Below are 25,837 nucleotides of genomic sequence, written 5' to 3'. Positions count from 1 at the left end.
GCTTTTTTCGCGCCTTTCGCGGTTTCAGATGTCCGGATCGAGCGGTCCCAGCTTCTGGGTCAGCGCTCCGACGCCGCTGGCGAGGAGGGCGTGCTCGTAGATCCGGAGCTGGCTGCGGAGAGGGGCGCCGTCCGGGTCGAACCCGCGCCGCAGAACGTCGCCGTCGGGCCCCAGGACCCGGCCTTTCAGCGTGTCCCGGAGCTGCAGTTCCATCATCTCCACCACCTGGGCGGCGAGGAGCGGATCGACCAGGGGGAAGGCCAGTTCCACGCGCCGTTCCAGGTTGCGGGGCATCAGGTCGGCGCTGGACAGGAGGGTCTCCGCGCGGCCGTCGTTGGCGAAGTGGTAGATCCGGGCGTGCTCCAGGAAGCGGTCGAGGATCGACAGGGCCCGGATGTTGTCCGACAGCCCCGGGACCCCGGGGCGCAGGCAGCAGGTGCCCCGGACGAGGAGATCCACCCCCACGCCGCCGCGGCTGGCTTCGTACAGGAGCTGGATCAACTGGGGATCCACCAGGGCGTTCATCTTGAGGATCATCCGGGCGGGACGGCCCTCCCGCGCGTGGGCGATCTCGCGGTGGATCCGCTCCCGGAGGGCCCGCTTGAGGTGCTGCGGAGCCAGCAGGAACTGGTGGAAGCGCGGCGGCCGGGTGTACCCCGTGAGCATGTTGAAGAGGTTGGACAGGTCCTCGCCGAATTCGGGGCGGGCGGTGAGGAGGCCCAGATCGGAGTAGAGGCGGCTGGTGCGCTCGTTGTAGTTGCCGGTGCCCAGGTGGCAGTAGCGCTTGATCCCCGCGGCCTCCTGGCGGACCACGAGGCAGGCCTTGCAGTGGATCTTGTGGTTGGGCAGCCCGTACACCACGTGGACGCCGGTCTTCTCCAGCCGGCGCGCCCAGGCGATGTTGGCGGCCTCATCGAACCGCGCGCGCAGCTCCACGATGGCGGTCACCTGCTTGCCGCGCTCCGCCGCCCGTTCCAGGGCCGCCGCCACGGGGCTGCTGGCCGTGACGCGGTAGAGGGTCATCTTGATGGCGAGGACCTTGGGATCGTCCGCCGCCTCGCGCACGAACCGCACCACGCTGTCGTCGAAGCTCTGGTACGGGTGGTGCAGCAGGATGTCGTTCTTGGCGATGGCGTCGAACAGGCTCCCGCTCTGGTCCAGCTGCGGCACCGGCAGCGGCTTCATGGGGCTGTCCTTGAGGTGCGGCAGGTCCAGTTGGCCGTAGAGCTGCATCAGGTCGGAGAACGCCGTCAGGCCCCAGCTCGGATAGAGGTCCTCGGGACTCAGCTCCATCTCCTCGATGAGCAGGTCGAGCACCTCCGACGACAGCCCCTGCTCGTACTGGAGGCGCACCACCGCGCCGCGGCGGCGGTCGCGCAGGCTCTCTTCCACCGTCTTGAGCAGATCCTCGGAAGGATCCTCCTCCACCGGCAGGTCCGAATCCCGGGTCACGCGGATGGCGTGGCAGCTCTTCACCGCGTAGCCCAGGAACAGCCTCGACAGGTGATGGCGGACCACGTCCTCCAGCATGATGAAGGCGTGGGCGCCCGCTTCCGAGGGCATCCGCAGGAAGCGGGAGGCCAGGCCCGTCGGGACGTGGATGAAGGACAGTTCCGAGGCCGGCAGGTCGCCGTCCAGGAGGTCCTCCTCGGGCTCCAGTTCCACCACCAGCACCAGCGCCCGGTTGCCCAGGCGGGGGAAGGGATGGCCCGTGTCCACCGCCAGGGGCGTGATCAGGGGCAGGAGGCTCCGCTCGAAGTAGTCGAGGACGAAGGCCCGCTGATCCTCGTCGAGGTTCTTGGGATCCAGGATGCGGATCCCGTGGGAATCCAGCTGGGGTTCGAGCACCGCGTGGAACAGCTCGTGCTGCCGGGCGGAATAGGCGTGGATCCGGGACGACACCCGCTCCAGCAACTGGCGGGGGGTGAGCCCGTCGGGACCCGGCTGGGTGATGCCCGCGTCGATCTGCCGCCAGATCCCCGCCACGCGCACCATGAAGAACTCGTCCCAGTTGCTGGAGACGATGCTCAGGAACTTCACCCGCTCCAGCAGGGGAACGGTGGCGTCCTCGGCCTCTTCCATCACCCGCGCGTTGAAGTCCAGCCAGCTCAGCTCGCGGTTGAGCAGTTCCTCGGGTCGGGGGATCGGATGGAACATGCCAGCAGCATAATCGGGCCGTGTGACGGGGATGTGTCCCGCCTCAGGAATGTCCTTCGTTTTTAAGGCCTTTTCGGGCAGAATCGTTGGTTCGGCCCTCCATGGGGAGGGACCGTACGGTCCGCCCGGACCCGCCCCAACGAGAGGGCAGCCCGATTCCGCTGCCAGGTAGGAGGAACACATGTCCCAGGAAGTCCTGATCGTCCCCAAGCGCGACACCTTCGGTAAGGCCGCCATCCGCGACCTGAAGAAGAGCGGCATGATCCCGGCCGTGGTCTACGGCCTGAACGAGCCCCCCGTTCCCATCGCCATCAGCCCCAAGGCCGTCGCCCGCGTCATCGCCAGCGAAGCCGGCATGAACTCCGTGATGTTCCTCCAGCGCGAGGGCACGGACATCAAGCGCCACGTGATCCTCAAGGACGTGCAGCGCGATCCCATCACCGGCCGCCTGCGCCACGTCGACTTCATGCGCGTGGACATGACCCACAAGGTTCGCGTCAAGGTGCCCGTCCGCCTGACCGGCACCTCCATCGGCGTCAAGAGCCAGGGCGGCGTCCTCGACTTCGCCCACCGCGAGATCGAGATCGAGTGCCTCCCCAGCATCATCCCCGCCCACATCGACGTGGACATCACCAACCTGGCCGTGGGCGACAGCATCCGCTTCGAGCAGATCACGCTGGTTCCCAACGTCGTGTTCACCGGTGACGCCCATCAGGTGGTCTGCTCCATCCACGGCAAGGCCGCCGAGGAAGAAGCCGCCCCTGCCGCCGCCGAGCCCGAAGTGGCCAAGAAGGGCAAGAAGGACGACAAGAAGTAGCGAGCGGCCTTCGAGTCATTCGTCGTCAACAGCGGGCGCCCCAGGGCGCCCGTTCTGCTTTCCCGGAAGCTGATAGGTTCTTCAACGATGTGGACCCTCGTACCCCTCGGCAATCCCGGCCCCGACTACCAGGACACCCGCCACAACCTGGGGCGGCTGATGCTCCAGCGCTGGATGGCCGACCGGAACCTCGCGCCCGCGCCTTCGCGCCGCTTTCCGTCCGGAGCGCTCTATCCGCTGGCGCCGGGGCTCCAGGCGCTCGTGCCGAGCACCTACATGAACCTCTCGGGGGAAGCCTGCGCCCAGGCGGCGGCCGGCGGCCTCTATCCGCGGAAACTGATCCTGCTCTACGACGACAAGGACCTGCCCCTCGGCACGGGGCGCTTCCGCCTGGACGGCTCCGACGGCGGGCACAACGGGCTGCGCTCGGTCTTCGGCTGCCTGGGGACCGGGGACATCGCCCGACTGCGCCTCGGCATCGGCCCCTTCCAGCGCCCCCTGGCCGACTATGTCCTGGCCCCCTGGACCGAAGCCGAGTGGGACCGCATCGACGCCCTGGACGCCCCCTTCGCCCGGTTCCTGGAGCTCCTGGCCGGGACGGAGGACCTCGGGAGCCTGGCGAATCGGGTCAATCCGGCGGCGTTCTGGGAGGGGGACGGAAGGGCCGCTTCGCAGACTTCCCATTGATCTTCCTGCCCTTCCGGGCCAAACTGATTCTTCGCGTCTTCACAGGAAGACGTCTTCCTTGCTCCCTGGAATCCAAAGGGGGCTTCACATCCACAAGGAGGACAGATGCGTCGCTACGAGACCATCTTCATCGCCTCCCCCACGCTGACGGACGAGCAGAGCGATGAGCTCGTCAAGCAGTTCGAGGGGATCATTGCCGAGCAGGGTGGCGAACTGCTCAAGACCGACAAGTGGGGCCGCAAGAAGCTGGCCTACGAAATCCAGAAGTTCAGCGAGGGCTACTACACCCTGTTCGAGATGAACGCGGGTCCCACCCTCGTCGCCGAGCTCGAGCGCCGCTTCCGCAACCACGACGCGGTCATCAAGTACCTCAGCGTCCGCATGGACGAGGCCGAGAAGGCCGCGGGCCGCACCAAGCAGCGCATCGAGCGCGAGGCCAAGCGCAAGGCCCAGGCCGGGATCAAGGAACGCTCCGCTGAAGAGGTGATGGGATGAAGCGCCGCGCCGATGCCAAGAAGGGCAAGCCCAAGAAGAAGAAGGCTTTTGGGGGACGACGCGCCAAGTTCTGCAAGTTCTGCGTCGAGAAGTCCCTCATGATCGACTACAAGGACGTGAAGACCCTCCAGGCCTTCACCCCCGAGCGCGGCAAGGTCCTGCCCCGCCGCACCAGCGGCGTGTGCGCCATCCACCAGCGCGAGCTCGTGGAAGCCATCAAGCGCGCTCGCAACATCGCGCTCCTCCCCTTCGCCACCGACTAGTCCTGGCGCTGATTGATTTTCAAAAAGGGGAGCCACGCGGCTCCCTTTTTTTCCGCACGAAAGCCTCCCTCGTCAAGGCTCCCCCGGAGCCTCGACGTCCCTTCGGGACCGGTCGCCTTCTGCCATCCACCAGCGCGAGCTCGTGGAAGCCATCAAGCGTGCCCGCAACATCGCGCTCCTCCCCTTCGCCACCGACTAGTCCTGGCGCTGATGGATTTTCAAAAAAGGGAGCCACACGGCTCCCTTTTTTTCCGCACGAAAGCCTCCCTCGTCAAGGCTCCCCCGGAGCCTCGACGTCCCTTCGGGACCGGTCGCCTTCTGCCATCCACCAGCGCGAGCTCGTGGAAGCCATCAAGCGCGCCCGCAACATCGCACTCCTCCCCTTCGCCACCGACTAGTCCTGGCGCTGATGGATTTTCAAAAAAGGGAGCCCCATGGCTCCCTTTTTTTGTACGAAAGCCCGCGCACATGCAGCAAAAAGGGGATGGGGTTCTGGGAACTTCGCTTGCCTTGGGCGGGGAAATTCAGGATCGTAGCTTCTGACCCAACCATCTTCAATGTCTCTCGCCTTTCCTCCTGAAAGGGCCCCGACATGGCTGCTCCTTTTACTCTGCGGTTCCGGGCGATGGCGTGCCTGTTCCTCATGTTCGGCGCCGCGGTCAGGGCTCAGGTTCCTTCCGATCCCTTCGAGTCCGTGGAAGCTCTCCGCCTCGGGCCCAGCAGAACGGGAAGCCAGGAGGTCTCCTTCACCGTAGGGAAAAGCCGGATCCAATTTTCAGGGCGCTGGGCCCCCCTCCGCCGCGGCGAACAAGACGCAGGTCTCTTTCTCGAAGGGAACGGCCGCTTCAGCTACACGTCCACCTTCGAACCTGAGTGGCCCCTGGTGGAGCAGAGCGTCAAGGAGCTCACCAAGCTCCCGCCCACGAAGGAAAGCTCCGCCCGGGTGGTGAATATTCCCTTCACCCGGGCCCGCATCCTCTTGGCCGGGTTCGCCCTGCCGGCGTGGGAAGGGCAATTCGCAGAGGAAAACCCGGCTGGCTATGCCGCCTTTGCCGACAGATGGCAAAAGGTGGATGGCTACTTCCCCGGTCATTTGTTGGCCTCCCAGACTTTGAACGCGCCGAATCGGGCGGTGGCCGTCATCGAGCTGGAAGGGAACGGCCGACATTGGCTGTATCGCTACGACGACGTGGAAGCCATGGAAGAAACGCTGGCGGCGGTGCGTCCCCTTCAAAGCGCCAATCCGGATCTTAAGGATTGGCACTATCTCGCGCCGCTCTCCGGGCAGTACCTCCGCTGGGATCCGCGCAAGGACGCCCCCCCAGCGCACTTCCGGATCAACGCCCTCGACGTGGATCTCAGGACCGAGGACAACCGGCAGGCGACCCTCGTCAGCCGCCAAACGCTCATGCCTTTGGAAGGTGGATTGCGCCTGTTCACGTTCGACTTTTGGTCGAGCATCGCGGAGCCCAAAACCACTCGACATATCCGCATCCGCAGTGTGACTGACGGGGCCGGAAAGCCGCTGCCGTTCAGCCACTCCCACGACCTGTTCGCCGTGTGCCTTCCCCAACCCGCCACCCGAGGTGTCCCCTTCACCCTTCAGGTCGAATACGAAGGCGATTTCCTGATCCAGCCCGGCGGAAGCAACTATTGGCAACTGGGTGTGAAGGAAGGTTGGTACCCCACGTCCAAGGGGTTCAATGGAGAGTGGTACACCTTCCACGGCACGGTCCGAACGCGCGGGGACTGGCTGGCCTTTATGCCCGGAGGAACGGTCCGGCGGGAGAAGGACGGGGACTGGAACCTGGTGGAGACCCGCACGGAACAGCCCATCTGCTTTGCCACCATCCTCGGTGGAAAGTACTACCTGGATGAGGATGTGCGCGACGGCCTCACGGTGCGGATCGCCACCTACGGATTCAAGCCCGGTCCCGTGAACAAGGTCTTCAAGGAGCAGACCCGCAATGTCATCCGCTACTACGAGACCTTCCTAGGCCCCTTTCCGTTCAAGGAATTCCTCATCGTCGAAAAGAACGAATGGGGTTACGGACAGGCGCCGGCCGGAATGATGTACATCACCCGCGACGCCTTCGAACAGGCCCAGACCATCCGGCAAATGCAGGAGCTCGCCGATGCTTACGGGACCTACGCCCAACGCAACATCTCCATTCGCACGATGGATGTGCGGCATGTCCTCGCCCATGAGATCGCCCACCAGTACTGGGGAATCATGGTGAAAATGCCCAGCCCGCAGGACCAATGGATCACCGAAGCCTTCGCCGACTACTGCGCGGCTCTGTATGACCGCGATACCAAGGGGAAGAACCGTTTTGCACAGGTGGTCGCCATCTGGAAAGCCCAGGCAAAGCAATCCCAGAGCAAGGGGCCCATTCCCCTCGCCAACGACATCCGATTCGAAGACCCGAGGGAAACCTGGATCGCTCGGCGGGATCTCCTTTACGGGAAAGGCCCCCTGCTGCTCCATGCCCTCCATCAGGAGTTAGGTGACGACGTCTTCTTGACGTGGCTGAAGTCGAGCCAGACCAACTTCCGCTGGAAGTTCGTCACCACCCCGCGCCTCTTCGATCTTCTGGGATTCATCACCAAAAAGGACTACAAGGCGTTCCTGAACGATTATTTCTGGGGCCTGGGCCTGCCCCCCGAAAAGCCCTGACCGGATACAGCCCACCAGGTCCCCGCTGGGCCCCATCAGGCCCGGAAGCGCGCCACCAAACCATTCAGCTCCCGGGCGAGCTGCTGTAGGGCTTCCACGCTGCCGATCGATTCCTGGATGGTCAACGCCATCTCCCCCAGTGAGGCGACGTTCTTTCCCGCGATGGCGCTGAGGTGTTCCATGGTGGCCACCACGGATTGCCGGCCCTGCTGCTGAGCCTCGCTCTGCTCTCCCACGGTTCTGAGGCCGGCGGCGGATTCCCGGATGGCGCCCTGGATGCTCTGGAGGGCCTCACCGGCGGCGTGGACCATGCGGCTGCCATCGGTAATCGCGCGATCCGAGGTCGAGATCAGGGTGGAGATCTCCTTCACGGCGAGGGCGCTGCGCTCGGCCAGCTTGCGGACCTCGTCGGCCACCACGGCGAAGCCCTTGCCGTGGGCGCCGGCCTTGGCCGCCTCGATGGCGGCGTTGAGGGACAGCAGGTTCGTCTGGTTGGCGATCTCGGTGATCACGGTGAGGATCCGGCCGATCTCCCGCGACGTGTGATGGATGGCCTCCATGCCCTGGACGGCGCCCTCCACGGCCGCCCCACCCTGGTCCGCGGCGGCCTCGGCCCTCTGGAAGACCTGCAGGGCGTGGCCCACGTTCCGGGAGACTTCGTGGGCGGCGAGGGCGATCCCCTGGATGGTGGCGGTGCTCGCCGACACGCTGGCGGTCTGGTGTTCCGCGGAGCGGGAGACCTCCTGGGCGCGATCGCCCATCCCGGACATGCCCGCCGCGAGCTGGGAGGCGCTGGCGCCCAGGTGGGTGGACGTGGCCGACACCTGCTGGACGATGCGCTGGATGTTGTCCACGAACCGGTTGAAGTGGCGGGCCAGGCGGGCCAGCTCGTCCTCGCCGCGCTCGTCCAGGCGCAGGGTGAGGTTGCCGTCCCCTTCCGAGATGTCCCGCATCCGGGCTTCGATGATCTCCAGCGGCCCCAGCAGCCGCTTGGCGAGGTAGGCCGCCCCCAGGGCCCCGCAGCCCCCCGCGGCCAGTCCCACGAGCCCGAGAAGCAGGATGCGCTGGTTGCGGCGGGCACGGGCCGGCCCGGCGTCCAGCACGGCGACCACCGCCGCAATGCGGTTCCCCCGCTCCAGGTTGAGGGTGCGCCCGATCAGCAGGAAGCCCTTCACGTCGGGGAGGGACAGGAACGCCTCGGCCGCAGGCGGCGCGGGAAGCGCCTTGAGGATGTCGGTGGGATCGGCCGCAGGCGCGCCCGCCTTCTCCGATTGGGCGAAGGCCGTCCAGGTCCGCGCGCCCTCATCCCAGGTGCAGGTCAGCACCCGGACGATGGATTCGTCCTGGAGGTTGTTCAGCTCCTTCGTCGTGTTGGCCGCATCGTCGTAGCCGATCCACGACCGGACGGATTCCACCGCGGCGGCCACCGCCTTGCGCCCGGAATCGCGCAGGCCCGAGGTCAGCATGGACCCCAGGATCAGGCCCGCTCCCAGGGTCATCACCAGGGTGAGCGCCACCGCGAACAGAAGAGTGCCGCCGAAGATTCGGCGGCGGAGGGACCAGCGGCGCCACATGGAAGATGCTCTCTGCATCCTTTATGGATCGGCTGGTCGCCGAACAACGGCGTGCCCCTCAGGGAACCTGCCTGCACCTTTTCGGTAACGGCCCACGGAGCGCCACTTGTTTCCCCGAAATCACCGGGCCGTCACGGGAGCCTCCCCGCAAACGACGACAAAGGGGCCATGGAGTGCTCCATGTCCGAGCCCACCAACCTCCCGGCGGACGCCAATCCCCTGATGGCCGAGTTGCGGGCCATTCTGGACCGGCGGGCGCTGTCGCCCCGCTTCCAGCCGATCCTCGACCTCCGCATCGGGGAGCTGTACGGCTTCGAGGGCCTGATCCGGGGCCCGAGCGATTCCGTCCTCCAGGCCCCGCTGAACCTGCTGGGTGTGGCCCGCTGCGCGGGGATGCTCGCGGAGCTGGAGCGGTCGTGCATCGAATCCATCCTCGGCGTGTGGTCGCAGCTGGCGACCCACCACCGGATCTTCGTGAACCTGAGCCCCAGCGCCCTTCTGGACGCGCGCAGCCGGGCGTCGGTGGGCTCCGACCTGGTGAACCAGCTGGGGCTGCTGCCGAGCAACGTGGTCATCGAGCTCACGGAGAGCCAGCCGACCTTCGAGTACGCCCCGCTCCTGGAGGCCGCGCAGTACCTCCGCGCCCTGGGCTTCACCATCGCCCTGGACGACCTGGGAGAGGGCTTCTCCAGCCTCCGCCTATGGTCCGAGCTGAAGCCCGAATTCGTGAAGGTGGACAAGCACTTCGTCCAGGGCGTGGGCGCCGATCCGGTGAAGCTGCACTTCCTCCAGTCCATCCGCGACCTGGCGGGGCGGATGGGCGCCCGGGTGGTGGCGGAGGGCATCGAGACCGACGCGGATCTCGCCGTCATCCAGGAGCTGGGCATCGACTACGGCCAGGGCTTCCTGCTCGGAAAGCCGCGGCCCCAGCCCGACCTGAGGATCTCCCACGAGCTCCACCACCGCCTGCGCCCCGTCCGGCCCTCGGCCTCCCGGCCGCCCTCCTCCACCCAGCGCTCCACGGCCGAGCGGCTGCTGCTCCCCATTCCCCCCGCCGAACCCCACCAGAGCAACCTCGACATCCAGGCCCGCTTCCTGCGCCAGCCGGAACTCCAGTCGCTGCCCGTGGTGGCGGACGGCATTCCCGTCGGGCTGCTGGGGCGGCACTCCTTCATCGACGTCATGTCCCGCCCCTTCAGCCCCGAACTCTACGGGAAGCGCTCCTGCACGCAGTTCATGGAAGAGGCCTTCCTGGTGGTGGACCGCTCCATCCCCATCCACGACCTGAGCGAGCGGGTGGTGGCGTCGGACCCGCGGCACATCCTGCTGGGGTTCGTCATCACCCAAAACGGACGCTACGCCGGAATGGGCTCGGGCCATGACCTGATGCGGGAGATCACCCAGATGCAGCTGGCCTCGGCCCGGTACGCCAATCCCCTCACCCAGCTGCCGGGCAACGTCCCCATCCACGAGCACCTGGAGGGCCGCCTGGAGCAGGGCGCGCCCTTCATGGTCTGTTACTGCGACCTGGATCACTTCAAGCCCTACAACGACGTCTACGGCTACCGGCGCGGCGACGAACTGATCCAGTGGACGGGCCTCCTGCTTCAGGAATGTTTCGACGAGCCGGGGGATTTCGTCGGCCACGTGGGGGGCGACGACTTCATCCTGGCGATCCCCGAAGAGGGCTGGGAACCGAGGACGGGGGCCTTTCTCGACCGCTTCGAGCGCGGGCGGCACACCTTCTTCCACCCCCACGACCTGGCCGCCGGCGGCTATCCGTCCGAGGACCGGAAGGGACAGATCGTCTTCCATCCCCTGGCGTCCATCTCCATCGGCGTGGTGCACGTCCAGCCCGGCGCCTACGCGAACCACCACGAGATCGCCACCGCCGCCAGCGGCGCCAAGAAGATGGCCAAGCAGCAGCCCGGCTGCAGCTGCTTTCTGGAGCGCCGCCGGCAGCAGCCTTCCCCTCTGGAGGCCGGCGGAGCGCTGAGCGTCTAGCCGGAGGGCTCTTCCGTGAGAGGCGCCGGGACGAGAGGCTTGCCCACGAAGAGGGTGCCCCGGGCGAGGGCCCGCAGCGTGTTCACCAGGATGTAGGCCCACAGCGCCGCCAGCAGCACCGTCAGCGCGGCGGCGTAGCCGCGGGTGAGGAGCGTGGGGAACCGGGCGGCGAGCTTCTGGCTCCCGATGGTGTAGGCCGCGAGGGGAAACACGAAGGCCCACCAGCCCAGGCTGAAGGGGATTCCGCCGCGGCGGAGCTGGTGAACGCAGATGACCAGGATCAGGGCCAGGATCCACATCCCGAAGCCCCACACGGCCGCCGCGCCGATAGCGAGGAGGGCCGTCTCCTCAAGGATCCCCAGGGCGCGGGCCGACGCGCCGAGGTCCAGCAATCCGCTCACCGCCAGTCCCGCGGCGCTCAGGAAGATCCCGAAGGTGGGCGTGGTTTCCGCCGGCGGAAGGGGATGCTGCGCCAGCCGGACGAAGATGATGGCCCCGATGAACAGGAACAGAAAGAAGCCGATGCCCAACATGGCCCCATTCATCACGAAGATCGTGGGACACCAGTGGGGCCGCAACTGCAGCGCCCGCCCGCAGAGGGGATTCCCCAGCAGAAGGAGGGCCATGTTCGCGATGGGCGCCATGATCCACGAGAAGTTCATGGTCTCGGGCGCGGGCGGCGCCTCGGCCCGGATGAAGCGGAAGGTGGTCACCACCGTGAAGAAGGCCACGCCCGCGATGGCGACGGCCCAGCACGCGACCATCAGGGCGAACGTCCGCTCCGGACCGAGGAAGGGGCTCCAGATCAGGTGGAGGTTGGTGCCGAGGATGACGGTGGCCACGGGCATGGTGACGAAGAAATTGGAGGCCACCGGATGGTGGAGGTCCCGGCGCACGTACTCGAAGTGGTGGATCCAGCGCAGCAGCCAGGGCACCAGCACCGCGACGTAGGCCGCGCCCGCCAGGGCCGCGATGCCCATGCCGAGGGTCCGCAAGGCGGGGGTTCCCCACAGGCAGAGGATGTTGGCGAGCCCTCCCGTGCCCATGACCACCGCGAACCAGCCCGGAGCGAAATGCTTGATCGCGTGCTTCTCGTCCATCCCCGCTCCACCGCGGATCGCCGAAGGGTTCCGCCCTTTCACCAAACCCCAAAAGGGCGCGTTGCGCAATCGACCAGGCGGTCATTTTCCCAGTGAAACCTGCATTTGCGCTGACGATCAGGGAAGGTTCCCGTTCGGCTGGTGATCTTCATCACATGCCCTTTGACAGTTGCTACAGCAATGAGTCTTAATCTCAGAATCGATACAGATGCAGGGCTGGGTTCCAGTCCCGCCTAAGGAGGAATGCAATGCCGAAATTGTCGCCCACCCACACAGGGTGGTGCCTGGGGATCGGTGTGGGGCTGGCCTGCCTGGTCGGCTGCACGTCCAAGGAGGACACCCGAGCCGCCCAGACCGCCACCCTTTCCGCCCAGGCCGTTCTGGGCGCGAAGATCTTCCAGGACAAGAACCTGTCGGCCTCGCGCCAGCAGTCCTGCGCCACCTGCCACGATCCCGAGTTCGCGCACGGCGCGCCCAACACCCTGCCCGCCCAGATGGGCGGTCCCACCATGCAGGACCAGGGCAACCGCCAGAGTCCGAGCATCCGCTACCTGGCCACCAACACCTCCTTCTTCTTCGACAAGGAAGGCACGCCCACGGGCGGGTTCTTCTGGGACGGCCGCGCCCAGTCCCTGGCGGAGCAGGCCGGCGGGCCGCCGCTCAACCCCAAGGAAATGGCCATGCCCGACAAGGCCTCCGTGGTGGAGCGCCTGAAGGAGGCCACCTACGCCGCGGAATTCAAGGCGGTCTTCGGCCCCAACATCTTCAACGACGCGGAGAAGGCCTACCAGGCCATGACCCTGGCCATCCAGCGCTACGAGCTGGAGGAGCCCGCCTTCCGCCCCTACGACAGCAAGTACGACCAGTTCCTGCTGGGCAAGGTCAAGCTGACCGCCCAGGAGATGCGCGGCCTGGCCCTGTTCAACGATCCGCTCAAGGGCAACTGCGCCGCCTGCCATCCCTCCACCCGGGGCGCGGACGGCACCATGCCCCTATTCACGGACTTCACCTATGACGTCCTGGGCGTGCCCCGCAACCCCAAGCTCCCCGTGAACGCCGATCCCAACTACTACGACCTGGGCCTGGCCGCCCGCGACCTCGGCGACCTGACCGGCCGGTCGGATCTCTACGGCGCATTCAAGGTGCCTTCGCTCCGCAACGTCGGAATCCGGAAGGTCTACTTCCACAACGGGCTCTACACGGACCTGAAGGACGTCGTCACGTTCTACGTCCAGCGCGACACCAACCCCGAGAATTTCTACCCCAGGAACCCCGACGGAAGCGTGAAGAAGTTCGACGACCTGCCGGCGCAGTACCACAAGAACGTCAACACCACCGAAGTGCCCTACAACCGCAAGCTCGGCGATGCGCCCGCCCTGACGGACGCCGAGATCGATGACGTCGTCGCCTTCCTTCTCACCCTCACTGACGGCTACAAACCGTGATGTCTTCCACCACCCTTTTCCGTCGAGCTGCCATGAAATCCTTCTCCCCCACCCTGCTCACCCTCAGCCTGGTCGCCCTGCCCGCCCTGGCCCAGACGCCCGGCGAGGCCGACCTCAACCGCCGCGTGGAAGCCCTCACCTCCGAACTCCAGAAGGTGAAGACCCAGATGGCCGACCTCCAGAAGAAGGAGGCTCCCGCCGCGTCCGACTCCGCCACCGTCATCGGCGGCTACGGCGAGGTGAACTTCAACTTCTTCACCCAGGGCGACCGGTCCCGCAACCAGGCCGACGTGCGCCGCTTCGTCCTGGGCGTCACGCACCGCTTCGACGACCGCACCCGCATGGTCGCGGAAGTGGAAGTGGAGCACGCTGTCAGTTCCGCCGACGATCCGGGCGAGGTGGAGATCGAGCAGGCCTACATCGAGCACCAGCTGAACCGCACCTGGGGCTTCCGCGCCGGCCTGTTCCTCGTGCCCATGGGCCTGCTCAACGCGAACCACGAGCCCACCGCCTTCTACGGCGTGGAGCGCAACTTCGTGGAGACGGCCATCATCCCCAGCACCTGGCGCGAAGGCGGCGTCCAGGTCTACGCCGACTTCGAGAACGGGATCTCCCTCCAGGCCGGCGTGGCCACGGGCTTCAACATGGGCAAGTGGGACGCCACCTCCACGGAAGGCACCGAGTCGCCGCTGGGTTCCGTCCACCAGGAACTGGCCCAGGCGCAGTCCCACGACTTCTCCGTGTTCGGCGCCCTGAACTGGCGCGGCATCCCCGGCCTCCAGCTGGGCTGCTCCATCTTCAGCGGCGGCGCCAAGCAGGCCCAGGTCGGCGTCCCCTCCATGGACATCACCCTGTGGGACGCCCACGCCCGCTGGACCCCCGGCAACTGGGACCTCTCCGCCCTCTACGCCGCCGGCAACATCTCCCACACGGCCGAGTTCAACCAGCCCCTGGTGGGCCAGCTCACCCTGGTGCCCGAGAAGTTCCACGGCTGGTACGGCCAGGCCGCCTACCGCGTGTGGACCTCCGGGAGCTACTCCCTGGCGCCCTTCGCCCGCTACGAGTCCTACAACACCGCCGTCTCCTTCGCCGACCTCGGCCCCGGGCTGACCCCCGCCGCCATGAAGGACCAGGGCGTGTGGACCGTGGGCGCCAACTTCAACGTGGCCCGCGGCGTCGTCGTCAAGGCCGACGTGCAGCGGTTCCGCGAGAACAAGGACGCCAACCGCGTGAACCTCGGCTTCGGCTGGAGCTTCTGATGAAGAGGGAGCTCCTGGCGACGGTCCTGCTGTCCGGACCGCTCTTCGCCACGGACTACCTCACGCCCGATCAGGCCGCCCGGGGGATGTTCCCCCAGGCGGATCTGATCGAACCCTTCGCCTTCACCCCGGGAAGCGGCTTCGCCGCGTTCCGGGGGCAGGTGCTGGTGGCCAAGCAGGGCGGCAAGAGCCTGGGTCACGTCGTCATCGACAACGTCATGGGCCGCAGCGAGCGAATCACCCTCGCCGTGGGCGTGGGCACGGACGGAGCCGTCCGCCGGGTGGAGATCCTCTCCTACCGCGAGAGCCACGGCCAGGAAGTCCGGATGCCCGCCTGGCGCCGGCAGTTCGAAGGCAAGACCGCCGCCGCGCCGCTGGCGGTGGGCAGAGACATCGCGCCCATCAGCGGCGCCACCATTTCGAGCAACAGCGTCACCGACGGCGTGCGCCGCGCCCTGGCGATGCTGAAGGAAGCGCGCGAGGCCGGGCGCCTGCCCTGAGGGCGCGTCCCCGGCTTGAGGTAATCTGAAGCCATGCCCGACGCCCTTCCCAGCCTCCCTCTGCCGCTTCGGCGGAAAAAGGCCCTCCAGGCCGCTTGGAAGCCGCTGCTGCTGCAGTGGCTGGTTCCGGGGGCGGGCTACTGGGCCATCGGGCAGAAGGGCCGCGCCAAGGCCTTCTTCGGCGTGTGGCTCCTCTTCTGCGTTCTGGGCGCCCTCCAGATGCAGTACGGCGCCGTGGCCGGCGTGAAGGGCGGCGTCTTCGTCCCCACCGCGGGCACGTGGCTCCCCACCCTGGGCGCCTTCGCGACGGCGGGCATCGGTCCCGTGTACGGGGCCTTCGCCTGGGCCTTCGGCGGCGCGGGCACCGAGCCCGTCCGCACCCTCACCCAGGAATACGGCGCCACCTACGTGATGGTCGCGGGCCTTCTGAACTGGCTCTCCTGTTTCGATCTGTGGGACCGCCTGACGGGCCGCTGGGTGTTCCGCCTGCCCAAGGACGAGCAGGAGCAGCTCGCCGCTCCGAAGCAGGGCGAGTAGGTCAGCGCGGCCAACCCAGAAGAACGGCGCCGAGGCTCACCAGCAGCGCGCCGGCGGCCTCGCGGGGGCGGGGGCGTTCCCCCAGGGCCCAGCCCAGGATGAAGGTGAAGACGATCGAGGTGTTGCGGAGAGTCAGGACCGCCGCGCTGGGAGAGGTGCGGAGCGCCACCAGGTAGCACAGGAAGGCGACCAGGCACACCACCCCCACGAGGAGGGCGGGACCCAGGGCCACCGGCTTGAGACGGCCTCCCCTCCGCCGGCGGTACAGCGCCTGGATCCCCAGTCCCACGGCCATGGACACCGCGTACAGGGCGGGCGGGGACGCGCCTGCGCCGAGGGAAAGCTTGTAGCAGGCGTTGTAGACCGCGATGCTCAGGGCCGCAGTCAGGACGTAGGGCAGGGCCCGCCCGCCGCGGACGCCGCCGGTCGCTCCGCCCAGCAGGGCCAGGCCCGCGAGCATCCCCACCACCGCGGCCACCGCCAGCCCGTCCACGGGCTCGCCCAGCAGCAGCCCCGCGGGCCACGCCACCAGCAGGGCACCACCCCGCATCCACGCGTAGGACCAGCCCAGGGGAGCGCGCTCCAGACTGCCCACGAGCCCGATGAAGTAGCCGCCCTCGCCGCATCCGGCAACCAGCGCCCAGCCCACCGCGGCGACCTGGGGAAACGCGGGGGCGCGCCACACCAGCGCCAGGAGCGCCGCGATCGCCACGGCCGCCGCGAAGGCCACGGCGGAGGTCGCGTCCACGTCCTTCGAGCGCTTCAGCAGGGCGTTCCAGATCGCGTGGAGGACCGCCGACGCCAGGGTCAAGCCGAGGGCCGCGGGAGCCACGACCGCCGCCTCAGCTCTCGGTCTTCAGCGTCTTGGCGAGGAGCTGGGTCCGGATGAAGGCGTCGAGGTCGCCGTCCAGGACCTTCTGGGTCTGGCTGGTCTCTTCGCCCGTGCGGTGGTCCTTCACCATCTGGTAGGGCTGGAGGACGTAGCTCCGGATCTGGCTGCCCCAGGCGACGTCCGCCTTTTCGCCGCTGGCGGCGGCCACCTTCTCCAGGAACTTGCGCTGCTCCAGCTCGTACAGCCGCGCCTTCAGCACCTTCATGGCCGTCGCGCGGTTCTTGATCTGGCTGCGCTCGTTCTGGCAGCTCACCACGATCCCCGTGGGCAGGTGGGTGAAGCGGACCGCCGATTCCGTGCGGTTCACGTGCTGGCCCCCGGCGCCGCTGGCGCGGAACACGTCGATCTTGAGGTCCTTCTCGGGGATGTCGACGTCGATGGTGTCGTCCAGCTCGGGGCTGACGTAGACCGCGGCGAAGCTGGTGTGGCGGCGCTTGGCGGCGTCGAAGGGGCTGATGCGCACCAGGCGGTGGACGCCGGCCTCCGCCCGCAGGTAGCCGTAGGAGAAGGGCGCGTCGACGATGAACGTGGCGCCCTTGATGCCCGCCTCCTCGCCGTCCTGGTAGTCGATCATCTCCGTGGCCCAGCCCTTGGATTCGCAGAAGCGGAGGTACATCCGCAGGAGCATGGCGGCCCAGTCCTGGCTCTCCGTGCCGCCGGCGCCGGGCGCGATGGCCACGATGGCGTGGGTGCTGTCCAAGTCACCGCTGAGCATCATCCGCAGCTCCGCGTCCTCCACCGCCTTGCGGAGGCCGCCTTCCACGGCGTCGGCCTCGACCAGCATCTCGCTGTCCTCCCGCGCCAGCTCCAGGCCGGTCTCCAGGTCGTCCAGCCCGCCGGACAGGCGCTTGGCCAGCGCGATGTCGTCGCTGAGCGAGCCGCGCTTCTGCAGGAGGGGCTTGGCGGCTTCGGGGTCGTCCCAGAAGCCGGGGGCGGTGGTGCGCTCTTCGATCTGCTCCAGTTCCAGCGCCTTGCGCTCGGGATCCAGGTGGGCCACCAGCTGACGGATCCGGGGCTCCAGCTCGTTCTTGGCCCGCGCCAGACTCTCGAAATCCATCATCACGCGTCTCCGGCCAGATCCAGCGCCGCGCCCGGCCCCGGGAAACCTTCAAGTTTAATGCAATCCGTCGAATTCCAGGCTCACGGTATTCTGAGGGGATGCCCGAGTTCACCCCCGTGATCCCCGCCGACCTGGAGCCCACCTCCCGGGGCACCTTGATCGGCCACGGCGGATTGTCCCTCGCCTGGGCCCGGTGGGAACACCCTTCGCCCTGTGGTCGGGTGGTGATCTCCCACGGCTACGGCGAGCACGGCGAGCGCTACCGCCACACGGCCCGCTGGCTGCACGGGCTGGGCTGGTCGGTTTCGAGCCTCGATCACGCCGGGTTCGGCCGATCAGAGGGCGCCCGGGGCGATTCCGCCGGGATCCGCGCCTTCGCGGACGACTTCGCCCACTTCCTCCGCCAGGAGCGCCGCCACGACGCCGAGCGCGGCGGCGGGGCCGTTCGGGACGTGGACGGCGTCCCCATGCATCCCCTCCCCGCCTGTCCCCAGGTGGTGCTGGGCCACAGCTTCGGCGGCCTGGTCGCCCTCCTGACCCTCCTGTGGCACCCGGACACCCTGGACGGCCTGATCCTCTCCAGCCCCGCCGTGGTGGTCCGCCCCCCTTCCCGGAGCCTCGCCCTGCTGGCCCACGTGTTCCGCCGCCTCATGCCCCACCGGGCCATCCGGCTCCAGGGCGACAAGCACCAGGTCTGCTCCGATCCCGTCTTCGTCCAGCGCTACGAGGCGGATCCCCTCTGCCACCGCTGGGTCACCGCGGCCTTCGGCGCCTGCCTGGACGAGGGCCGCGCCGAACTCCTGTCCCTGGGCCACGAACTGGACCGCCCCATCCTCCTCCTGGAATCCGGGACGGACACGGTGGTGGATCCCGACGGTTCCGAGGAGCTGTGGTCCGCGGTCCGGTCAGAACTCCTGGAGCGCCACCGCCTGCCCGCCTTCTATCACGAGGTCTTCCACGACCGCCGCCGGGAGGAGGCCCACGCCCTCGCCGCGCCCTGGCTGGACCGCCTCCGCCGCGGATGGAATGCCGCCGCCCGGAACCCTTCCCCCTCTCCCGCCACGAGTGAAGTGCCGTCCCCGGAGCCCGCATGAAGCCCATCCTCACCGCCCTGACCTTGACCGCCCTCCTGGCGGGGCTGGGCCTGGGCTGCCGCAAGCCGAAGGACATCGACAAGGGCGTCCAGTCCTCCGAGCTGATGGCCACGGCGGACAAGCAGATGAAGCAGGGCAAGTTCAACGAGGCGCGCCAGACGCTGCGCCACCTGGAGCAGTACCTGCCGGGCTCTCCGGAGTTTCCCAAGGCCAAGCTGATGCTCGGGGACAGCTTCTTCTTCCAGCCGAGCCCCAGCTTTCCGGAAGCCGAGGTGGAATACACCAGCTTCCTGAACTACTTCCCCCGCCACGAGCTGCGCGACTACGCGCTCTACCACCGCGCCCTGTGCCACTTCTCCGCCATCGAGAGCGCCGAGCGCGACCAGGCCGAGACCCGCAAGGCATTGGAGGGCTTCCAGCAGCTCCTGAACGAATCGCCGGGCAGTCCCTACGCCCGGGAAGCTCGCGCCAAGGTGCTCCAGTGCTGGCGCCGCGTCGCCGAGCACGAGCTGGTGGTGGGCGTCTTCTACGTGAACACCTACTACTATCCCGGCGCGGAGCGGCGGCTGAAGGTCCTCCTGGAGACCTATCCCGACTACGTGGACCGCGAGCGCGCCTACTTCTACCTGGGCGAGGCCATGCGCCAGCGCCTGCTCTCCAACGAGGAGATGACCCAGTTCAACAAGGACTACGCCGTCAAGCTCCAGAAGGAGGACCTGAAGGACCTCACCAAGGAGCAGGCGAAGGAATACGGCAAGAGCTTTGAAGCCTTCGGCAAGGAGAAGATCGAAGGGTTCCGCAACGAGGCCCGGAGCTACTACCAGAAGCTGGTGGAGAGCTACCCCGGCTCCGAGTGGGCCCGCCGCGCGGCCGACCGCCTGGTGACCATGGGCACCAGCGGCGTCCACGAGGAACTGGACAGCTAGGGTCGACCGGAGAGGCCATGGAACTCAGCACCCTCGGCCTCGGCACCTACCTGGGAGACGACACCCCCGACGCCGACGAAGGCTACATCCGCGCCGCGGGAGCCTTCTTCGCCGCCGGGGGCAATGTCTTCGACACCGCGGCCAACTACCGGCGCGGGCGGTCGGAGCGCGCGCTGGGCCGGGCGTTCGCGAAGCTGCCGCGGGGCGCGTTCTTCGTGTCCACCAAGGCGGGCTACCTGCCCATGGGGGATGGCGTCACCGAAGAGAGCCCCCGTACCTGGTTCCAGCGCGTGCTGGAGAAGCCCGGCATCCTCGATCCCGCGGACGTCGTGGACGGGTGCCACGCCCTGACGCCCCGCTACCTGTCCCACCAGCTGGACATCAGCCGCGCCGCGCTGGGCGTGGAGACCGTGGACCTCTTCCATCTGCACAATCCCGAACAGCAGCTGCCGCACCTGGGACCCGACGCCTTCTACGCCGCGATCGCCCGTGCCTTCGAGGCCTGCGAGACCTTCGTCCAAGAAGGCCGGATCAGGGCCTACGGCGTGGCCACCTGGAACGGCTTCCGCGTTCCGCCGGGCCAGCCGGACCACCTCAGCCTGGAGCGGCTCGTGACCGCCGCGGAGGCGGCCGGCGGGCGGAGCCACCACTTCCGCTGGATCCAGCTTCCCCTGAACCTCGCCCTGCCCGAGGCGTTCGCCGCGCCCACCCAGCGGTGGGGCGGAGTCGCCCTGAGCGCCCTCGAAGCGGCCCGGGCCGCGGGACTTTCCGTCCAGACGTCGGCCTCCATCATGCAGGCCCGGATCCTCACCCAGTTGCCCGCCGAACTCGCCGCGGCCCTCGGCGGCGCCACGCCGGCCCAGGCCGCCCTCCAGTTCCCCCGCTCCTGCCCCGGCGTGACCGTGGCCCTGTGCGGGATGGGCCGCCCGGAGCACGCGGTGGAAAACGCCGCGGTGATGGCGCTGCCTAAGGTGGAGCCCGCGGTCCTGGCGGGGCTGTTCGCGTGATCCTGCTCGCCGTCACGCCGGGACTGGGATTCGACCGGGACCGCTGGGCGAGCGTCTTGCGCTCCGGCGTGGACGCCTTCCTGATTCGGGAGGGCGCCCTTTCCGCCCGCGCCCTGCTGGATGCCGCCCGCTGGTGCCAGGACGTGGCGCCCGAGGTGGCGCTATGGATGGGCGGCCGTCTGGACGTGGCGTTCGCGGCGGGCTGCGGACTTCACGCCCCGGAGCGCCACCCCGAAGTCCCCGCCGGACTGGTGCCCCTTTCCCGCCCCCTCCATGTGGAAGGGCAGTGGTCTTCCCGCCGGGACTGCGACCAGCTCCTGGTGTCGCCGGTCTTCTCCAGTCCCGGAAAAGGCGAGCCCTGGGGCGCGGGGCGCTTCCGGGCGTTCCTGGACGCCCTGCCCGCGGAAGGCCCCCGCATCCTGGCGCTGGGGGGGGTCGAGCCGGACCGGATGGACGCGCTGCGCCATCCCCGCCTGGCGGGAATCGCCGCCATCCGCCCCTTCTGGGAGGGCGATCCCCGCCGCGCCGTGGCCGCCTTCCGGGACTAGGAACCGGTTTCATCCCGGCGTCCGCGCCCGCTGGTATCCTGGGGACGCGGAGGTCCCATGGATTTACCAGAGCACCTTCACCATCTGGTGAGCGAGCTGGGGGATTCTCTGGTCAAGGCGCTGGCGGAGGACGATCACTGTCGGGACCTCGCGTTCCAGATCCAGGCGCAGGGCTACGGCCTGATGCTGATTCTCGAGGCGGCGCCCATCGGGGCCCGACCGGAGGAAGGGGACGAGCCGGTGGAGAGCGCGTCGAGCCTTCCCTTCTCCGAGGACGACAAGCGCCTGATGAAGTCCTTCAAGATCCGGATGGATTGAGGATGGCCCAGGCCTGGGATGCGCCGGCTCCCGAAGCCGGAATCGTTGCGCGTCCCAACGCAACGGGCATGGGCCTGCCGGACCTGAAGGCGCTGGCTGCCTCCCTCGGCGAGCCCGCCTGGCGGGGCGCCCAACTCTTCGACGGCCTCTACCGACAGCGATGGACCGCCTGGGACCAGTTCTCCAGCCTCTCCAAAGCCCTTCGCGCCCGGTTGGAGACGGACGTGGACTTGGTCTGGCCGCGCATCGTCCAGAGCCTCCCCTCCTCCGACGGCTCCACCAAGCACGCTTTCGAGCTGGCGGACGGCGCCCAGGTGGAGGGCGTGCATATGCCTTATGTTGTCCGGGGGTCCGGCCTGCGGCCTACGCCCCCGGAGCCCCCGCGCTCCGCTCAGGCGAAGCCTGGGCGGAGCTTGTCCCCTGCTCAAAGGTCCGTCTTCCGCCCCGCGTCCACCCAGGCGGAGGCGGAGGATCTCGACCGCGTCACGCTATGCCTGTCCAGTCAGGTGGGCTGCGCGATGGGGTGCACGTTCTGCGCGACGGGGCAGATGGGGATCGTCCGCAACCTGTCCGCCGCGGAGATCGTGGGGCAGGCGGTGGCGCTGCTGAACCACCACGGCCATCCCGAGGGCCGGCCCGTGAACCTGGTGTTCATGGGGATGGGCGAGCCCCTCCACAACCTCGATCACCTGATGGCGGCCTTCGAGGTGCTGACGGATCCCAAGGGCCTCGCCATTCCGCCCCGCCGCATCACGGTCTCGACCTCGGGCCTGGTGAGCGGAATCGAGCGGCTCGGCGCCTTCTCGAAGCGCCCCCGGCTGGCCCTCAGCCTGAACGCCACCACGGACCTCCACCGCTCGGCCATCATGCCCGTGAACCGGGTGTGGAACCTGGAGGCCCTGGCCGACGCCCTCGGGCGGTTCCCGCTCCAATCCGGCGAGCGCGTCACGCTGGAGTACGTCCTGCTGAAGGGCGTCACCGACGGGCTGGAGGACGGCCGGCGCCTCGCCGCCTTCGCCCGCCGCTTCCCTTCCAAGGTGAACCTGATTCCCTTCAATCCCCACGAGGGCAGCGGATTCGAATCCCCGGACGAGGCCCGCATCGGCGCCCTGTGCCACCTGCTGTCGGAAGCCGGGCTTTCCGTCTCCGTTCGCCGCAGCCGCGGCCAGGACGTGGCGGGCGCCTGCGGCCAGCTGGTGAGGGAGCGACCGCAACCGCGCTGAGTTCGGTCATGCTGGACGGGTGCCGCCGCTGCCCAAGCCCTTGTTCGAGACCCTCCGCGCGCTCCTGGACGCGGAAGGAGAGATCACGCTGGGCGAGCTGCTGGACGCCGCGGGGGAGCAGATCTACGGGTTGCTGGTCCTGCTGGTCGCCCTCCCCAGCCTGGTTCCGGGCCTGAACCTCGGCCTGGCGCCCGTCGGGGGCGCGGGCCTCATGGCGCTGGGCGCGCAGTTGGCGTGGGGCACGACCCATCCCTGGGTGCCCCGGCGCATCCAGTCCCAGCCCATCCACAAGGGACGGATCAAGGAGGCCCTGGCCAAACTGGAGGTCCAGTTGGCGCGCTTCCGCCGCCGGGCGCCCCTCCAGCGCCCCCTCAGCCCCCGGTGGATGGGGCTGTGCATCGCCTGGACCGGCTTCCTCCTCGCCCTTCCCGTGCCGCTGCCCTTCGGAAACCAGATCCCCGCGAGCATCCTGTGCCTGCTGGGCGCGGCCCTCCTGGAGGAGCGCCCCACCTGGGCCTGGGTGGGGGCGATCGCCTCCCTGGCCAACACCGTCTACTTCGCCTCCAGCTTCGGGCTCATCGTCCGGACCTGCGTGAAGGCGTTCCATGCCCTGGTGAAGTGATGCGCATCGACGCCCTCACCCTGTTCCCGGAATTCTTCGAGGCCGCCCGCCTGGGGATCACCGGCCGGGCGTTCCGGGAGCTGGGCCACCAGCTCCATACCCACAGCTACCGCCCCTTCGCCGGGAACGCCTTCGGCCACGTGGACGACGCCCCCTTCGGCGGAGGGCCGGGGATGGTCCTCCGGCCGGACGTGCTGCGGGACGCGCTGGGGTCCGTTCCCCGGGCGGGCGAAGGCCGCGTCATCCACTTCACCCCCGCCGCGCCGCCCCTGACCCACGCCAAGGTCCTGGAACTCGCCCGCCTCGACCAGTTGATCCTCGTCTGCACCCGCTACGAGGGCCTGGACCAGCGGGCGGTGGCGCGCTGCGTGGACGAGGAGCTGAGCGTGGGCGAAGCCATCCTCAGCGGCGGCGAACTGCCGGCCCTGTTCCTCATCGATGCCGTCTGCCGCTGGCTCCCCGGCGTGCTGGGCAATGGCGCCAGCGCCGAAGAGGACAGCTTCGCCACGGGCCTCCTGGATCACCCCCACTACACCCGGCCCGCGGTCTTCGAGAATCTGGACGTTCCCGCCGTTCTCCAGAGCGGCGACCACGGCGCGATCCGGCTGTGGCGCCTGCGCGAGGCCATGGCCCGCACGAAGCGCCTCCGCCCCGACCTCTGGACCCGCTATCTGGAGGAACGCCTTCCCGCCCTGGACCGTCCGGCCCAGTGGTGCGCCTGGCAGGTGGAGCATCCCGGGGACTGGGATCGGCCGAAGCCCAAGGGGTGGAAGGGCTGGCGTTCCCATTGAGCCCTTTCTTTTTCCCACCATTCCGATAGACTGGTGGACTCCCCGTTCGGGGACCATCGTGCCATGTCCCCCGATTCGGCTTGGGACCGCTGGCCCAGGAGCCCACATGAGCCACATCATCGACCAGCTCGAAGCCAGCCTGCTTCGGTCCGACCTGCCCCGCATCCAGCCCGGCGACACCGTCAAGGTGCACGTCAAGGTGAAGGAAGGCGAGAAGGAGCGCATCCAGCTCTTCCAGGGGATCATCATCGGCATCAAGGGCGGCGGCATGCGCACCTCCTTCACCGTCCGCAAGGTTGCGAGCGGCGTGGGCGTGGAGCGCATCTTCCCCCTCAACAGCCCCACCATCGACAAGCTGGAAGTGGTCCGCCACGGCAAGGTCCGCCGCGCCAAGCTCTACTTCCTGCGCGAGAAGCTCGGCAAGGCCGGCCGCCTCAAGGAGCGCCGCGCCGAGTAGGCCGCAGCCATCGTTTCGAAAGGCGCCCCGAGGGGCGCCTTTTCGCGTAGGGAGGCTCCGCTTCCATGGGAGGGATCGGCCACCCTGTCCCTCCGCGCCGGAGCGCCTCCCTGGGGCGTGCACAGAGTCTGGTAAACCTCCGTATGCTCCGCCCGCGCATGGATGACGCGAGGTACGAGGAACGCCAGGTCTCCCTCCTCCGAACCAACGCTTCCACGCTCTCCCTCGGCTGCGATTACCTCTACTTCATCGCGGAAAAACCCGAACGGTTCTACTTCACCCTGGGCGTCGCCATGGCCTACTGGTCCTTCGATCAGGACCAAGGCGCGGGAAAACTTACCCGCCACAGCACCAAGCCCAGCGCCGCCGCCGGCGTGGGCTACCAGTGGAGCGCCACGCTGGGCGCCGAGATCCGCTACCTCCACGGCACCACGGTCCAGACCGCCTCCGCCGACGCCGTCCAGGCGGGAATCACCCTCCGCTTCTGAATCTCGCGCTGGGGGCCGTCAAGGCTTGGAAGACCATTCGGCGGCCCTCACGGCTTCGAGCAGAGCTCGGTTCTGGGGCTTGGCCAGCCATTCGCTGGCGAGCTTGAGGGCCAAGCGCTGCCCCGCTTCGATGTCCGAAGGATAGTGGACGCCGCCGATGACGCGATCCACCCCCACCTGGCGCCCCCGGACCAACAGCGCGTCGCGGCGCTCCGGCGCCAGCTCCGCCAGGACCAGCGCGTAGACCAGCCCCCGCGTCGCGTGGCCGCTGGGGTAGGAGGGACTCGTCTCGCGCTCGACGGCCGGCTGCACCCGCGGGTCCGCCGCGTAGGGCCGCGGCCGCTGGAAGTGCTGCTTCAGCTCATCGGTCACGGCCTTGACGTCCTTCCCCGCCAGGTCGAGGAGCGCGGCCGTCCTGGGGAAACGGGCCCCGTCCCCCGCCCGCCCCAGGGCTGTCGAATAGGCCCCCAGGCCAAGTTTGACTTCCGAAAGGGCGCGCTCGACTTCGGGCGCCGTTCTCGTTCGCTGGTGCCACAGGACGATGGCCAGGTCCGCCTTGCCGTCGTCGGAATCCGCCTTGGGGAAGGGACCGAGAAATTCGGCCCAGGGCTGGTCCGGCGCAATCGCAACGGGAGCCTGCGCGAACCCGGGCCGGACCAGCGGCAGAACCAGAAGGAGGCTGAGGAGGACGCGTTTCATGACGGGCTCCGAGCGGAATTGGGACAGTGTGCTCCGAACGCCTCCCGCTCGACCGGGAAGGTTCTGTGAACACCTTGCACCATGCGTGGCAGTTCGCCACAGGAGGCCCTGGAAACTGGCCCCAATTCCGTGCCGCAAAGGGGTTCCCATCTCGGCACGGCCTCTGCACGGGCCTCTCAACGCTCGACTTCCCGAGC

27 protein-coding genes and 1 pseudogene are annotated in these 25,837 nt (G+C 68.3%); 22 read left to right on the top strand and 6 right to left on the bottom strand.

What is annotated here, in order from left to right:
• Positions 1 to 24: 24 nt before the first annotated feature.
• Entirely contained in the window at positions 25 to 2,157 is a 2,133-nt protein-coding gene (gene ppk1 / locus RAH39_RS01460) for a polyphosphate kinase 1 (RefSeq protein ID WP_306591028.1), read from the bottom strand.
• A gap of 181 nt (positions 2,158 to 2,338) precedes the next feature.
• On the opposite strand from ppk1, the gene RAH39_RS01455 reads away from it, so the two are divergent.
• The 7 genes and pseudogenes from RAH39_RS01455 to RAH39_RS01435 all read left to right on the top strand — a co-directional run bounded on the left by RAH39_RS01455 (position 2,339) and on the right by RAH39_RS01435 (position 7,096).
• Complete coding sequence (locus RAH39_RS01455) at positions 2,339 to 2,974, top strand: 50S ribosomal protein L25 (protein WP_306591027.1); 636 nt, start codon at positions 2,339 to 2,341, stop codon at positions 2,972 to 2,974.
• A gap of 87 nt (positions 2,975 to 3,061) precedes the next feature.
• Positions 3,062 to 3,661, top strand: a complete 600-nt coding sequence (pth, locus tag RAH39_RS01450) for an aminoacyl-tRNA hydrolase (protein ID WP_306591026.1) — start codon at positions 3,062 to 3,064, stop codon at positions 3,659 to 3,661.
• Between the two features lie 105 nt (positions 3,662 to 3,766).
• A complete protein-coding gene (rpsF, locus tag RAH39_RS01445; protein ID WP_306591025.1) occupies positions 3,767 to 4,156 on the top strand; it encodes a 30S ribosomal protein S6 in 390 nt (129 codons plus the stop codon).
• Positions 4,153 to 4,419, top strand: a complete 267-nt coding sequence (rpsR, locus tag RAH39_RS01440) for a 30S ribosomal protein S18 (protein ID WP_285576547.1) — start codon at positions 4,153 to 4,155, stop codon at positions 4,417 to 4,419. Before rpsF ends, rpsR begins: the two co-directional genes overlap by 4 nt.
• A 121-nt stretch (positions 4,420 to 4,540) precedes the next feature.
• Positions 4,541 to 4,597: pseudogene (locus RAH39_RS14025) on the top strand (30S ribosomal protein S18); the annotation flags it as partial.
• On the top strand, positions 4,578 to 4,817 hold the full coding sequence (locus RAH39_RS14020; protein WP_373467334.1) for a hypothetical protein: 240 nt from the start codon (positions 4,578 to 4,580) through the stop codon (positions 4,815 to 4,817). The pseudogene RAH39_RS14025 and the gene RAH39_RS14020, both read left to right, overlap by 20 nt.
• 194 nt (positions 4,818 to 5,011) lie before the next feature.
• Positions 5,012 to 7,096, top strand: coding sequence for a M1 family metallopeptidase (locus RAH39_RS01435; protein WP_306591024.1), 2,085 nt, complete (start codon positions 5,012 to 5,014; stop codon positions 7,094 to 7,096).
• Between the two features lie 35 nt (positions 7,097 to 7,131).
• Here RAH39_RS01435 and RAH39_RS01430 read toward each other — a convergent pair whose 3' ends face one another.
• On the bottom strand, positions 7,132 to 8,670 hold the full coding sequence (locus RAH39_RS01430) for a methyl-accepting chemotaxis protein (protein WP_306591023.1): 1,539 nt from the start codon (positions 8,668 to 8,670) through the stop codon (positions 7,132 to 7,134).
• A 180-nt stretch (positions 8,671 to 8,850) separates the two neighbouring features.
• Between RAH39_RS01430 and RAH39_RS01425 the strand changes: the two genes are divergently transcribed.
• Positions 8,851 to 10,674: a GGDEF domain-containing protein gene (locus RAH39_RS01425; protein WP_306591022.1), complete on the top strand. Its 1,824-nt coding sequence runs from the start codon at positions 8,851 to 8,853 to the stop codon at positions 10,672 to 10,674.
• Here RAH39_RS01425 and RAH39_RS01420 read toward each other — a convergent pair.
• Entirely contained in the window at positions 10,671 to 11,774 is a 1,104-nt protein-coding gene (locus RAH39_RS01420; protein WP_306591021.1) for a TDT family transporter, read from the bottom strand. The two genes, RAH39_RS01425 and RAH39_RS01420, sit on opposite strands and share 4 nt — an antisense overlap.
• A gap of 248 nt (positions 11,775 to 12,022) precedes the next feature.
• Between RAH39_RS01420 and RAH39_RS01415 the strand changes: the two genes are divergently transcribed.
• From RAH39_RS01415 to RAH39_RS01400, 4 genes are read left to right on the top strand one after another with little or no spacing between them, the layout of a single operon-like run.
• Positions 12,023 to 13,219 carry a cytochrome-c peroxidase gene (locus RAH39_RS01415; protein ID WP_306591020.1) on the top strand — a complete coding sequence of 399 codons (1,197 nt, stop codon included), beginning with the start codon at positions 12,023 to 12,025 and terminating at the stop codon, positions 13,217 to 13,219.
• A 32-nt stretch (positions 13,220 to 13,251) separates the two neighbouring features.
• The gene (locus RAH39_RS01410; RefSeq protein WP_306591019.1) at positions 13,252 to 14,478 is read left to right on the top strand and encodes a porin; all 1,227 of its coding nucleotides are present in this window, start codon (positions 13,252 to 13,254) and stop codon (positions 14,476 to 14,478) included.
• Positions 14,478 to 14,978 (top strand): FMN-binding protein, encoded by a 501-nt coding sequence (locus tag RAH39_RS01405; protein WP_306591018.1) that lies wholly within the window; start codon positions 14,478 to 14,480, stop codon positions 14,976 to 14,978. The genes RAH39_RS01410 and RAH39_RS01405 overlap by 1 nt, the downstream gene beginning before the upstream one ends.
• A gap of 33 nt (positions 14,979 to 15,011) precedes the next feature.
• Positions 15,012 to 15,515 (top strand): DUF6677 family protein, encoded by a 504-nt coding sequence (locus RAH39_RS01400; protein WP_306591017.1) that lies wholly within the window; start codon positions 15,012 to 15,014, stop codon positions 15,513 to 15,515.
• Between the two features lies 1 nt (position 15,516).
• On the opposite strand, the gene RAH39_RS01395 is transcribed toward RAH39_RS01400, so the two are convergent.
• Positions 15,517 to 16,347: an EamA family transporter gene (locus RAH39_RS01395; protein ID WP_306591015.1), complete on the bottom strand. Its 831-nt coding sequence runs from the start codon at positions 16,345 to 16,347 to the stop codon at positions 15,517 to 15,519.
• Between the two features lie 10 nt (positions 16,348 to 16,357).
• Positions 16,358 to 17,464 carry a peptide chain release factor 2 gene (gene prfB / locus RAH39_RS01390; RefSeq protein ID WP_306592096.1) on the bottom strand — a complete coding sequence of 369 codons (1,107 nt, stop codon included), beginning with the start codon at positions 17,462 to 17,464 and terminating at the stop codon, positions 16,358 to 16,360.
• A gap of 101 nt (positions 17,465 to 17,565) precedes the next feature.
• Here prfB and RAH39_RS01385 point away from each other — a divergent pair, with 101 nt between their 5' ends.
• The 10 genes from RAH39_RS01385 to RAH39_RS01340 all read left to right on the top strand — a co-directional run bounded on the left by RAH39_RS01385 (position 17,566) and on the right by RAH39_RS01340 (position 24,941).
• On the top strand, positions 17,566 to 18,561 hold the full coding sequence (locus RAH39_RS01385) for an alpha/beta hydrolase (RefSeq protein WP_306591013.1): 996 nt from the start codon (positions 17,566 to 17,568) through the stop codon (positions 18,559 to 18,561).
• Positions 18,558 to 19,487, top strand: a complete 930-nt coding sequence (locus tag RAH39_RS01380) for an outer membrane protein assembly factor BamD (protein WP_306591012.1) — start codon at positions 18,558 to 18,560, stop codon at positions 19,485 to 19,487. The genes RAH39_RS01385 and RAH39_RS01380 overlap by 4 nt, the downstream gene beginning before the upstream one ends.
• A 17-nt stretch (positions 19,488 to 19,504) precedes the next feature.
• On the top strand, positions 19,505 to 20,494 hold the full coding sequence (locus RAH39_RS01375; RefSeq protein WP_306591011.1) for an aldo/keto reductase: 990 nt from the start codon (positions 19,505 to 19,507) through the stop codon (positions 20,492 to 20,494).
• Positions 20,491 to 21,042, top strand: a complete 552-nt coding sequence (locus RAH39_RS01370; protein ID WP_306591010.1) for a thiamine phosphate synthase — start codon at positions 20,491 to 20,493, stop codon at positions 21,040 to 21,042. The genes RAH39_RS01375 and RAH39_RS01370 overlap by 4 nt, the downstream gene beginning before the upstream one ends.
• A gap of 57 nt (positions 21,043 to 21,099) precedes the next feature.
• Positions 21,100 to 21,360 (top strand): hypothetical protein, encoded by a 261-nt coding sequence (locus RAH39_RS01365; RefSeq protein WP_306591009.1) that lies wholly within the window; start codon positions 21,100 to 21,102, stop codon positions 21,358 to 21,360.
• A gap of 2 nt (positions 21,361 to 21,362) precedes the next feature.
• Positions 21,363 to 22,583, top strand: a complete 1,221-nt coding sequence (gene rlmN / locus RAH39_RS01360; protein ID WP_306591008.1) for a dual-specificity RNA methyltransferase RlmN — start codon at positions 21,363 to 21,365, stop codon at positions 22,581 to 22,583.
• 19 nt (positions 22,584 to 22,602) lie between these two features.
• Positions 22,603 to 23,205, top strand: a complete 603-nt coding sequence (locus RAH39_RS01355) for an exopolysaccharide biosynthesis protein (RefSeq protein ID WP_306591007.1) — start codon at positions 22,603 to 22,605, stop codon at positions 23,203 to 23,205.
• Positions 23,205 to 23,996, top strand: coding sequence for a tRNA (guanosine(37)-N1)-methyltransferase TrmD (trmD, locus tag RAH39_RS01350; RefSeq protein ID WP_306591006.1), 792 nt, complete (start codon positions 23,205 to 23,207; stop codon positions 23,994 to 23,996). Before RAH39_RS01355 ends, trmD begins: the two co-directional genes overlap by 1 nt.
• Before the next feature lie 106 nt (positions 23,997 to 24,102).
• Positions 24,103 to 24,453 (top strand): 50S ribosomal protein L19, encoded by a 351-nt coding sequence (gene rplS / locus RAH39_RS01345; protein ID WP_306591005.1) that lies wholly within the window; start codon positions 24,103 to 24,105, stop codon positions 24,451 to 24,453.
• Between the two features lie 158 nt (positions 24,454 to 24,611).
• Positions 24,612 to 24,941 (top strand): hypothetical protein, encoded by a 330-nt coding sequence (locus RAH39_RS01340; protein WP_306591004.1) that lies wholly within the window; start codon positions 24,612 to 24,614, stop codon positions 24,939 to 24,941.
• Between the two features lie 18 nt (positions 24,942 to 24,959).
• On the opposite strand, the gene RAH39_RS01335 is transcribed toward RAH39_RS01340, so the two are convergent.
• On the bottom strand, positions 24,960 to 25,640 hold the full coding sequence (locus RAH39_RS01335; protein WP_306591002.1) for an acid phosphatase: 681 nt from the start codon (positions 25,638 to 25,640) through the stop codon (positions 24,960 to 24,962).
• Positions 25,641 to 25,837 lie beyond the last annotated feature (197 nt).

It is taken from the genome of Geothrix sp. 21YS21S-4 (genome assembly GCF_030845995.1).
Taxonomy (GTDB): domain Bacteria; phylum Acidobacteriota; class Holophagae; order Holophagales; family Holophagaceae; genus Geothrix.
This window is presented reverse-complemented; position numbering and strand designations above follow the sequence as displayed.